9 protein-coding genes are annotated in these 11,295 nt (G+C 53.1%); 1 reads left to right on the forward strand and 8 read right to left on the reverse strand.

Annotated elements, in window-relative coordinates; all coding sequences use genetic code 11:
• Positions 1 to 3: 3 nt before the first annotated feature.
• The 4 genes from hcaB to hcaE are packed head-to-tail and all read right to left on the reverse strand — an operon-like array spanning position 4 to position 3,009.
• Positions 4 to 816, reverse strand: a complete 813-nt coding sequence (gene hcaB / locus FDW88_RS17415; protein ID WP_137363047.1) for a 3-phenylpropionate-dihydrodiol/cinnamic acid-dihydrodiol dehydrogenase — start codon at positions 814 to 816, stop codon at positions 4 to 6.
• A complete protein-coding gene (hcaC, locus tag FDW88_RS17420) occupies positions 816 to 1,133 on the reverse strand; it encodes a 3-phenylpropionate/cinnamic acid dioxygenase ferredoxin subunit (RefSeq protein ID WP_137363048.1) in 318 nt (105 codons plus the stop codon). The genes hcaB and hcaC overlap by 1 nt, the downstream gene beginning before the upstream one ends.
• A complete protein-coding gene (gene hcaF / locus FDW88_RS17425) occupies positions 1,133 to 1,651 on the reverse strand; it encodes a 3-phenylpropionate/cinnamic acid dioxygenase subunit beta (protein WP_137363049.1) in 519 nt (172 codons plus the stop codon). Before hcaF ends, hcaC begins: the two co-directional genes overlap by 1 nt.
• Positions 1,648 to 3,009: a 3-phenylpropionate/cinnamic acid dioxygenase subunit alpha gene (gene hcaE / locus FDW88_RS17430; protein WP_137363050.1), complete on the reverse strand. Its 1,362-nt coding sequence runs from the start codon at positions 3,007 to 3,009 to the stop codon at positions 1,648 to 1,650. The genes hcaF and hcaE overlap by 4 nt, the downstream gene beginning before the upstream one ends.
• Before the next feature lie 135 nt (positions 3,010 to 3,144).
• On the opposite strand from hcaE, the gene hcaR reads away from it, so the two are divergent.
• Positions 3,145 to 4,044 (forward strand): DNA-binding transcriptional regulator HcaR, encoded by a 900-nt coding sequence (hcaR, locus tag FDW88_RS17435; RefSeq protein WP_137363051.1) that lies wholly within the window; start codon positions 3,145 to 3,147, stop codon positions 4,042 to 4,044.
• Here the strand turns inward: hcaR and FDW88_RS17440 are convergent.
• From FDW88_RS17440 to FDW88_RS17455, 4 genes are all read right to left on the reverse strand, one after another.
• Positions 4,018 to 7,161: a discoidin domain-containing protein gene (locus FDW88_RS17440; protein ID WP_137363052.1), complete on the reverse strand. Its 3,144-nt coding sequence runs from the start codon at positions 7,159 to 7,161 to the stop codon at positions 4,018 to 4,020. The genes hcaR and FDW88_RS17440 overlap by 27 nt on opposite strands.
• Positions 7,162 to 7,243: 82 nt before the next feature.
• Positions 7,244 to 7,438, reverse strand: coding sequence for a ChiQ/YbfN family lipoprotein (locus FDW88_RS17445; RefSeq protein WP_137363053.1), 195 nt, complete (start codon positions 7,436 to 7,438; stop codon positions 7,244 to 7,246).
• 193 nt (positions 7,439 to 7,631) lie between these two features.
• The gene (locus FDW88_RS17450) at positions 7,632 to 9,050 is read right to left on the reverse strand and encodes an OprD family outer membrane porin (protein WP_249354899.1); all 1,419 of its coding nucleotides are present in this window, start codon (positions 9,048 to 9,050) and stop codon (positions 7,632 to 7,634) included.
• A gap of 78 nt (positions 9,051 to 9,128) precedes the next feature.
• A complete protein-coding gene (locus FDW88_RS17455; RefSeq protein ID WP_137363057.1) occupies positions 9,129 to 11,291 on the reverse strand; it encodes an alpha-galactosidase in 2,163 nt (720 codons plus the stop codon).
• Positions 11,292 to 11,295 lie beyond the last annotated feature (4 nt).

The raw sequence follows: 11,295 nt of genomic DNA on the forward strand, positions 1-11,295 counted from the left end.
TCCTCAGAGATCCAGTCCGGCGGCAACGTGACGAATCCCGCGAATGCCCAGACCGGCGTCGGCATTGATCATCACGCCGCTCAGCGTGCGGTTATTGCGCCGTGACGCCAGCATCACATACGGGCCGGTAAAATCTGCCGGCTCCGGGAAAAACTGCAGCGGCAAAATGGCGGCAATTTTTTCCGGCGTTAGCGACTGCATAATCGATGTATCGCTCTGACCCAGCGCCTGCGGGCCGCGCAGGTCGGTCGCCATACCGCATGGCCCCACGCCGTTGACGCGAACTTTGGGTGCCAGCTCGTAGGCTAACTGGTGAATCAGACCGGTTGCTGCATGCTTGCTGGCGGTATACAGCGGACCGCCGCCTCCGGGGTACCATGCTGCGTTGGACAGGGTAAAAATGATGCTGCCTTCGCTGGCGATAAGCGTGGGGGCGCAGGCTTTGGCCCCCAACAGATAACCCAGCACGTTGACATTGAATAACTCGTGAAAGCCGGTTTCCAGCGCCTCGGCAGAGGTGTTTACCAGCGAGGCGTTATGATCCCAAATTCCCGCATTGCCGATAAAACAGTCCAGCTTACCGAAGCGAGTGAGTATCTGATCCACCGCGCGCTGATAGTCGGCGTAGCAGGTGACGTTCCCCTCTACCGCCAGCACATGCTCACCAAAACGCTCGCGCAGGTAGGCGACTTTGGCAGCGGAGAGCTCCAGTGTAGCGACCCGCGCACCTTCTTCAATAAAGCGCTCGACCAGCGCCAGGCCCAGGCCGGAACCGCCGCCGGTAATAAAAACGACGTTATCGCGCAAATCGCTCATCAGGCCTCCTCAGGCATATCAATAAATACCTCGCCGCCTTCCACATGCACCGCATAGGTGATCAGCGGATCGGTGGCGGGCAGGCACAACGCTTTGCCGGTTTTCAGGCAGAAACTGGCGGCGTGCAGTGGGCACTCCACGGTGGCATCGTCTTCCAGATACCCTTCCGACATCGAGGCATTACCGTGGCTGCAGCGGTCGTTAATGGCATAAAACGCACCGCCAACGTTAAACAACGCGATGACCGGCGAGGTGTCGAGCCGCAGCGCTTCACCTTCCGGCAAATCCCCTACGGGGCAGGCAAATACACGATTCATCAGAACAGTACACTCAGGTTATGGGAGGAGATCACCGCCTGATCCAGCACGATCTCACGCTCCAGTAAACGCCACTCATCGCCCGGCAAGCGGCGTACTTTGTCCACGCGCATGCCAACGTATAAGGTTTCATCCCGCTCTTTTTGTGCGCGAGACAGCAGGTAGTTCAGTCGGACGCGAAACACATCGGGAACGTCGGTTTCGCTAACTTGCAGGTTGCTGATCATATGCCGAGTGCGCGACGGCGGCTCTTCCGCCCAGGCCATGCCGGTTTCCAGACGTGCAATGCGGCGCTCGAGCTGATCTTTGTTGTCGTTGAAAATCCAGGTGGTCGGCGGCTGCACCCCTTTGCGGCGGTCGCGAGTCTGGGCATTCACCGTCGTACGCATGGTGTAACGGATCTCGTCGTCAAGATGCGCCAGCCAGTCGCGAAACTTCCAGTCATCCAGCAAGCTGGCTTCGTGGTAGAGAAACTGGGTAATGCGATGATGCAGTTCCAGAGAAACTAACGCGCTCATTTCATTACCTCCTGCTGGTAGGCGGTGGTTTTTTCCTGCACTTCCTGCCAGCTTTCGCTGCTTAGCAAATCGGCCCAACGCTGGTACATCCCGCGTGCGGCGGTTTCCGAGAAGATGTAATTGGTGATCCCCGGAATGCTGTCTTCACGACGTTTTTCCTGACCTAAGCCCATTTCCAGACACAGCTGGCTGTTCCGCGCGCGGTGGCCTTTGAGCAGCTTCTGGATCTCGCACCAGTTTTCTGAATCATCTTGTTCAAGAAAACCAGCCGGGCCGAAGGCGCGGGTGGCGCTGTTTTCAAACGCGGCTTTTACGTCATCAGAGGCCGCTTTATCGGCAATACAGAACGCCCACACTTCGACCTGATCCGGCCCGCGCGGGTGCCAGATGCGTAGTGTGGCGGTGCCGTTCAGCCAGGATAGTGTCGGGAAAATGTTGTTATGACCCGCCAGACGCAGGGCGCGAACCTTGCCCAGACGTTGCTCGGCTTCGGCGTAGGTGTCGCGATAGTAGCTGGAGACGTCGCCGTCGACCCAGACGTTGGCATCGGGATTTTCAGTAAAGAAAAATCCGCTGCCGTGCCCATCCTGACCGAACTGCAGTGCATCTTTGGCGGTTTCCCACACCGGACGTGCGGTTTGCCCATCGCCGAGGCGTTTGTCGCTGCCGTCATCTTTGGCGCCGAGCACCTGCACGGCAGAAGCGTGGCTAAACAACGCGTGATACTGGTCGCTGGCGAACTGCTCAGCGGGGAATTTCCAGTTGCAGTCGATCACCCATTTCTGCACGCCGCCAACGATTTCGGTGCCGCCTTCGCGACGATCCAGCACGCCGTCCAGGTACCAGGCGATGTCGCCGAGATAATCACGCAGCGCAGGCGCGGTGGTGTCCCAGTTGCCGAAGATTAGCCCTTTGTAGCTCTCGACGCCGGGCACTTCGTTCAGCCCCCAATGGGACTTGCACAGCCCTTGCGGGTAGGCGCGTGGCTCCAGCGGCACGTCAATCAGCTCGCCGTTAATGCCGTAAGACCAACCGTGGTACGGACAGGTAAAAGCGCGGGTATTGCCGCAGTCGGCGTAGCTGACACGCATGGCGCGGTGTCGGCACTGATTGAGAAAGGCTTTGATGCTGCCGTCTTTTTGTCGCACGACCACCACCGCATCCTCGCCCATGTAGGTATTGAAAAAGTCACCCGGCTTCGGGATCTGACTTTCGTGAGCGAGAAACAGCCAGCAGCGTCCGAAGATGCGTTCCAGTTCCAGTTGGTAAATGTCAGGGTCGGTATAAATCCGTGGGGTTACGCGACCATTTTGCGTGTCGATCAGTGAGTAGATGTCTAAATTTGAGGGTGTGGTCATATTTTTTAATCCCGAAAGCTAAGATGTATTGACCTTCTTTTTTTGTACCCCAAGGATGTTGCTGGTTAGTTATCAATCTGTGAAATAGTAAATATCTACCAGCTGAGACGTTTTTTCGATAACAAGGAGCAGGGTATGGAACTGAGGCACTTACGCTATTTCGTCGCGGTGGCGCAGGCGCTGAATTTCACCCGTGCGGCAGAGAAGTTGCATACCTCTCAGCCGTCGTTAAGCAGCCAGATCCGCGATCTGGAAGCCTGCATCGGGGTGACGCTGCTGGTGCGGGATAAACGCAAAGTCGCGCTGACGGCAGCAGGGGAGTGCTTTTTGCAGGATGCGCTGGCGATCCTTGAACAGGCAGAAAATGCCAAAATTCGCGCCCGTAAGGCGGTGCAGGAAGACTGTCATTTCTCGATTGGGTTTGTCCCTTCCGCGGAGGTGAATCTGCTGCCGAAGGTTCTGCCGCTGTTTCGTTTAAAACAACCGGACACGCATATTGAACTGGTGAGCCTGATAACCACTGAGCAGGAAGAGAAAATTCTGCGCGGCGAGCTGGATGTTGGCTTAATGCGCCATCCGATTTACAGCCCCGAACTCGACTATCTGGAACTGATTCATGAGCCGCTGGTCGTGGTACTGCCAGTTAACCACCCGTTAGCCAGCGAGAAAACGATTTCAGCCCAGCAGCTGAACGGCGTGAACTTTGTCAGTACCGATCCGGCCTATTCCGGCGCGTTGGCGAAGATTGTCAAAGCGTGGTTTCAACAGCAGGAAAGCCAACCCAATATTGTGCAGGTCGCCACCAATATTCTGGTGACTATGAACCTGGTTGGTATGGGGCTGGGGGTGACTTTGATACCCGGTTATATGAATAATTTTAATACCGGCCAGGTGGTTTTTCGCCCTATCGCCGGTGATGTGCCGACCATTGCGTTGCTGATGGCCTGGAAAAAGGGCGAGTTGAAGCCCGCCCTGCAGGATTTTATCGCGTTGGCTCGGCGTAGCCAGCTAGCGCAGGTTGAGACCATAGGCTGAAAACTGGCGATGTCCCGCCCAAATGCCGTTGGTTAACCCTTGATAGACGATTCGCAGAAAGCGCGTTTCTACGTCGAACTCATCCTCGTGTGTTTGTTGGGCCGTAACCTGATGGGTTTTATTCACCACGACGTCCCAGCTTTCGCCGTCAAGTGAACTCTGGATGACATAGGCGTAAACGGCGTTTTCGTTGAAGACAATTTTGGTGGACGTGACGGGCAGAACGCTGCCGAAATCCACCTGCCAGTAATGTCCTGCCTCGGCGTCGGCGGCGATCCATGATGTTGACGGGTTGCCGTCATTACCGCGTAAAGGCCCATAGTTCATCGACTTCATACTATCGGTATGCGCGGGTTGCCCTAAGGCCAGATCCGTTTTGGCTTCCTCGTCAGGGTTTGCCGTCGTGAACAGCGCGCGAATTTCCGCAATACCCAGTTGGGCGCATGGCATGAAGTCAGCAGAGGCTAGGTAACGGTAAAGCGCGCTTTTTAGCTGCTCGCTAACGCCATTATGTGAATTGGCCTCAATATTTAGCGTACATATCATCAGCCGACCCTGTCCCACCCAGCATTCGAAGAGGTTAGTGCTTTTGTGATTATGGAAAAAGTTAGGCGTCAGTAGCGTTAAGGGGTCGCAGCGACCAAGTGAATCAATATTCATCGCAAAACTATTTTCCAGCAATGATTTCCACTCCAGAGTCGCATAGTTTTCACATGGGAAATAGCGGCTAAACAATGGGTGTTGATTATCAATGATCATCCCACAGGGATCTTTACTGGCAAAATGTACCGGACTCCAGAATACCGGGAACCATGTGCTGGTTGAGAGCTGTGCCACCTGACTTGGGGAGGGTAACAACAGGATGTTTTCCCCATTCTGCAAACGTCTCTCAATGGCTTCAGACCATTCATGGCAGAGGCTTACTGAAGCGGGTAGTGAGGTTGATTCCGTTTTCCCATAGACCCAAATATCCCATTGGTTTTGGTATGGCGTGTCACGAATTTCGGCTTTGACCTGCATCGCCTGCCTTCCCGTTACGTGACTGAAAGGAGCGGCATGAATCGTCAGCGGCTGTTTCAGCAGACCAAGGGGCACTTCGTCAATAAAGACATCATGGGCAAAAAGCACCTGCTGATTTTCGCCAATTATGTGTACTTGTAGCGTCACCTGATGAAGCGGCTCTGCGCCATAATGAGCTATTTGCACCTCCGCGACAAAATCATCATCGCAGGTATAGAACAGCGTGGGCATCATCACCAGTGGTACGGTTTCACAGCAAAAATGGCGAAATGTTTCTGCGGGGACAATATTTTTACTGACATAAAATGCGTCAAGAAGACCGACGGTTGCGGTGCTCTGCCCCGGAAAATCATGCAGACTCAGCAACTGTATGCCACCCATATTTCGGGTGCGCAGTGCGGCTTCTATTTCCATTTTATACAGTAGCAAGGCCAGCTTGCCGGATGAGTGAACAAAGTCATTAAGGTACGGCAGCAGATTTTTTTGCTCGAGGTCATCGCGAATACGCTGCAAATTTACTGGTGTTAAACAGCCCGTATAACGGGGAATTTCGGCTACGTTAGGGTAAACAACATATTGTCCCACCTCGTGAGAAATCACCGGGATCTGCTGAGCCTGAATCCCGGCCGAAAAATTTAGCGTGGTGGCTTCTGCCAATTGGTCGAGGAAATATTGCCCGCGAACCCCTATTCCTGCTGATGATTGGGTGATGAAGAGATCGTCTTCTTCTGCGACCGTACGATCCCAGTTGCTGGTGAGCGTATAGAGGATCTGGGGCTGAATGTTTTTTAGCCTCTGCACGATGTCACGCAAAATCTGAAAATCACCGTTTAATTCGTTTCCATTACTGAAAATACAAAATGAAGGGTGAATGGACCATGTCCTGATAATGCGTTCTGCCTCTTCGGGAAGCCAATGGTAATGTTCGGGATGTTTACCGACCGGAAAATCCATCCAGTTATCCATCCATACCGGGCCTTCAACCTGAAGATAGAGTCCTTCGCGGTCAGCGCAGATAAAGGCCGACTCTGGTGGGCACCATGAGTGAAAGCGGACGTGGTTAAGTCCATGGTTTTTCAACTGCTTGAACACCTGTGTCCATTCAGTTTCCGTTGTTGGCGGATAGCCGGTAAGTGGGTATATACAGCAGTCGATATTGCCGCGTAAGAAACGGGGAGTGCCGTTAATTTTTAACACGCCATCGCGGGTGTTGAGTTGGCGGAATCCGGTTGTTTTTTCTACCACGGCGGTGGTGGAAGATAAGTCAGCAAGGTTCTGGATTTCAACCGCTAATCGATACTGCTGTGGTGTAAATTCGTCCCACAATATGACGCGATCGGCAAGTAAAAAATCGAGGGTGATCGTAGGTTGATCGGGCTTAGTCTGTAAAGATTGGACTTCTTGCTGAATGACGCGGCCGTTCAGTTCACGAAGGGTTAAAGTGAGCATGATATTCTGCCAGTCAGTAATGACCGGCTCCTTATCGATGCGAATTTGTGTCTGACGGCTTTGGCTATCCATGGCCACTAGCAGATGGTTCAGGCGATGGCGGTCTTGAATCTGTAGCTCAACTTTACCGACAATACCGTTCCAGATAGTTTGCGTTTGATCAGTGCGGGCGCTGGGCCAATCGCCGATATTCTGGATATCGCGATTGTCTATTCTCAGCGTAATCTGCTGCGTTTTTCCTTCGCTGATATAGCGAGTGATATCAAATTGATGCGGGGTTGAAAGACTATCCTGGCGACCCACGGCAACGCCATCGACCCACAGCTGTGTTTCACCCATAACGCGTTCGAGAAACAAAATAATGTGCTTATCGGCATGACAGTCGGTCAGGCAAATATCCGTTTGATACCAGGCCGCCCCTTGGTACGTATATTCAGTTCTCAGGCATTGTACGGCTTCTTTCGTTAGGCCTGGCGCGAGTACGCGATGCTCGCCCAGTCGGTGTTCAGCACAGGTGCCGGGAATATGGAAGCCGGCAGAGGCTACGCGGTTTTCGAACCATTTTTCATCGATTCCAGTATCCTGAGGGTCTATTTTAACGCGCCACTCGCCTTGTAGATTTACTGTCCTTCCATCATGTAGCAGCATATTTTTTCCTTAGTGGGTTGAACTCATCTGGAAAGAAAGGCGGCTTTTATCCTTTGGATAAATACCGCCTTTTGCAGGTCATTTAGCGAGTTTCTTTTAGTATCTTGTCGCATTTTTCATTGTATGCCTGACCGTTGCCGGTCATTGCCGCCTGGATGCACTCCTGATACGCCATGGGAGAGAGGGGGTCATCGTTGCTGTGTGTCTGCGGCGCAGGCGATGAACTGGCACATCCAGCAAGGAAGAGGGCGACGAACATAGGTAGGTATTTTTTCATGATTTATCCCTGTTGTTATTTTTCACTGCGATAAAGGGTGAATAACAGCGCTTGCGAAGGAATGTAATACCGCTTTTATCGCTATTGGCAGAGCGATGAAGGCAGAGTGCCTTGTCGTTGCTTTGGGGGCGTAGCTGTTTGTGCCAATCACATTGCTGGGGAATAATCATCGAATTCTCACTTTGCGTCAGGATTAGAAGATAGTGAACGGTGCGATCACGTTGAATTTGATATCAATTTCATCCTGGAACATGTTGTTGTAGCCGTTGCTGTAATTCGGGTTGCTGCTGTGGTTGTCGTAGTCGATGTAATGGAGGTTAAACAGCGTTCCTTTGAAGCGACCGGTTTGCACTGTGTGGGCGATGTTAAGCGTCCATGCGGACTCGTCGATACTCTGGTTCTGGTCTGCCAGTTCGCCGTTAATGGTACAACTGGTACATGGCTTGGCGTTCCAGCCGTAAACATAGCCGACGCCGATGGCCCAGCCGGGGAGATCGTAATTTTTTAGATCGTAGGTAACGGCGGCAAAGGCCGAGGTTTCGCCATTGGCGTCAAAGTCGGAGGCTGCATCCCACCAGATATCCAGACGACCGTTGGAGCTGGCGTAGGCCGGGGTTATACGCTGAAGGAAGAAGCCCTGATTACCTTCCGCTTTGACGGTCTGTGCTTCCAGACGGAAGTCCAGAGTATCGACGGTATAACCGAGCGTGACCCCCTGTAACCATGCCAGACCGGAGTATTCGTCATTGATGGAACCGTAGGCGCCTGGCGTGCCGTCACCCACCTTATCTTTTGCGCCATAAAACTGATAGCTGGTGCGCAGCATATTACCCGCAACCGGGAAGCTGTAAGACACTTTCCCCATATACTGATCCATAAAGCCTTCAGCCTGTGCCCATGATGCTTCCAGCAGCAGATTGTTTTTAAAGTCGTACTTCATCCCAATAGACTGAACGTAGTCGATTTTTGTTTTATTATCGGCGGCGCGAAATTCATACATTTCGGTATACCACGGGGCTTTATATTTATCCGACCATAAATAAGAACTGGAGAGTGCGCCATATTTTCCAAAATCCCAGGAACCGCCGACTTCGCTTCCCTGATAAGCGCCAGGAACAAAGCCCCAGTGCACGGCTAATAGAGTTTGTCCGGATGGCTGGATATAACCGGAGCGCATCCAGTAATCGTCATATTTTAGTTTCATCGCGGCTTTGTAGAGATTAAAACCACCCTTGTCGCCGGACCAGTCTTCGCCCCAACGCTGATTGGCTGAACTAAGACTGATTTCGTTTGGGTGAGCGCCGTTGCCGGTCGCCAGGTTAGCAGCGGCAAAACCGGCTACATCGAAACCAATAAAATCAGCCGCGTAGCCGGAAATGAAATCGAGGTTGGCGTTAAAAGTACCGTGATGGAGGTCTTCAACGTAATCGCCGTAGGTGGCGCTGCCCGGCGTCATATCACGTTTATCGCGATAACGTTGGGAATAATAGATCCCGCCGGTTAAATGTGAGTCATCCCAGAATCCTGCGGCCTGTACCGAATCAATAAAAAAAGGTGAAATGAAAACAACACTAATAAGGCTAAACAGAGGAATATTATTGTTTTTAGACATGAGGAAGTCCTTCTTCATAGCGAAGAATCAAAAGGTTGTTTTATTAGATGGGGGTGTTGCCCCCACATTTTTATATGGTTATATACGCGTCAGATGCCAGATGCGGCTGGTGTAGTCACGGCTCAGCGGCGGGTCAATCCACATCCCACGCCAGAGAAGTTCGTCACCGCCCACTGTTTTTTCGCTCGCATCGATATGGTAATAGGCATCGGGATCAAGACCCGCCAGACGCAGCAGACGTAGTGGTGCGGAGGCCTGACTGACCAGCGAAAAGGCCATTACCAGCGCTTCGCTTTGATCGGGTGCGACGAACATCCATGCGGCAAAATCGGCGTTTTCCCACGGGCTGCTCAGCCGCCAGAAGGTGCCGAACTGCAATAACTGGCGGTGCTGCTTGTAGAAGGAAATTTGCTGTTTCACCGCGTCGTCACGTTCGCTATCGCTGCGCATTAAGTCCAGCATCAGGCCGTAGTTGCCGCTCATGGCTACCGCGCCGCGCATATCCATGGTCGTACTGCGCCCCATCTGGTGATTGGGTACCTCTGAGACGTGGGCGCACTGCATAATTGGCGGGTAGAGCAGGCTGGTGGAGTACTGAATATGCACACGAGAAGCGGCATCGGTATTGTCGCTCACCCAGGCCTGTGGCATGTAGTAGAGCATTCCTGGGTCAAATCGCCCGCCACCGCCTGCACAGCATTCAAACAGAATGTGCGGGAAGCGGGTCGTTAACGCGTCAAGCAGAGCATAAACGCCGAGAATATAGCGGTGGGCCGTCTCCTGCTGGCAGGCAGGATGTGCGGTACTGGAGCCTACTTCGGTCATATTACGGTTCATGTCCCACTTGATGTAATCAATGGGATGACTGGCAAGAAACTCGCTCAATTGGGTGAGAATATTGTCGCGCACCTCTTCGCGCCCCAGATCAAGGATGTATTGGTTACGACCTTCTGACAAAGGCTGCTGATCCGCGTTAAGTATCCAGTCAGGATGCTGGTTGAACAGTTCGCTGCGTCGGGAGATCATCTCCGGCTCAAACCACAGGCCGAACTTCATTTCCATCGCGTGAACGCTATCAATCAGCGGCCTCAGCCCCTGCGGGAATTTCTGTACGTTGACAAACCAGTCACCCAGCGATGAGGTATCCCCGTTGCGCTCGCCAAACCAGCCGTCGTCCAGCATCAATAATTCCACCCCCAGTGCTTTAGCATTGGCGGCAAATTTCAGCAGCTTCTGCTCATTGAAATCAAAGTAGGTGGACTCCCAGTTATTCGCGAGGATCGGGCGCGGTTGGTGGCGATGTGGTCCGCGTGCCAGATTGTCTCGATACAGGTCATGCAGCGCCTGCGACAGGCCATTTAAGCCTTTATCGCTCCAGGCCAGTATCGCCTCCGGCGTCTGGAACTGTTCGCCCGATGCTAGTTGCCAGCCGAAACCGTGTGGATTAATACCCAGCAGCAGACGAGTCTGGCTGTAGGCATCAACCTCGGTACGAGCGGTAAAGTTGCCGCTATAGACCAGATGTATCCCGCAGGCTTCACCCTGCATTTCGGTGGTTTCCGGGCGTACCAGCCCAATAAATGGCTGTTGATGGGTGCTGCTGGCACCACGCTTACTGTCGAGAACATTGATACCAGGGTTAAGTGGCTGACGGTGCCACTGGCGCTCGCGGGCCCAGGCTCCAGGAAACTGGATCTGCTGCCAACGGGCATCCGGTAAATCAATGTTGCAGCTTAGCGCCCGCAGTACACGCAGCGGTTGCTTCGAGCGATTGGTTAGCGTAGCAGAGCGGGTGATGACCGGATGCTGACGGAAAATCGTGTAGCTTAGCTCAACCTCCAGCAGTGTTACCGGGTCGGCAAGGGTGATAAACAGCGTTTCGGCATCGTTATCGTCTTCCACCCAGGTGGCTGGCAGGTCCGTTAACTCCGGTTTACCCGCGAGAATACGGTGTGAAACATAGTGTAGATTGCTGACCTGATGCCCATCGGCATAGCGCACCTCAAAGGCTGGCTCACGATAGTCTCCCGCACCGTGCCCTGGATATTCCTGAGGGGCGGTATCCAGAGAAAAGGATCGGTCTGGCCATCCGGCCGGTGTTGGCGAAAATGAGGAACGATCCAGTGCTGGATAGTCGTATCCTTGACTCCATGTGCTGAGCCGCTTGCCCCAATAGCTGTGCGTCAGATAACGACCATGGGCTATAACTATCACGTAGCTAAGGAAGGTGCGAATAAGCAGGTCA

The sequence above is a fragment of the Citrobacter sp. wls829 genome (genome assembly GCF_005280825.1).
Taxonomy (GTDB): Bacteria; Pseudomonadota; Gammaproteobacteria; order Enterobacterales; family Enterobacteriaceae; genus Citrobacter; species Citrobacter gillenii.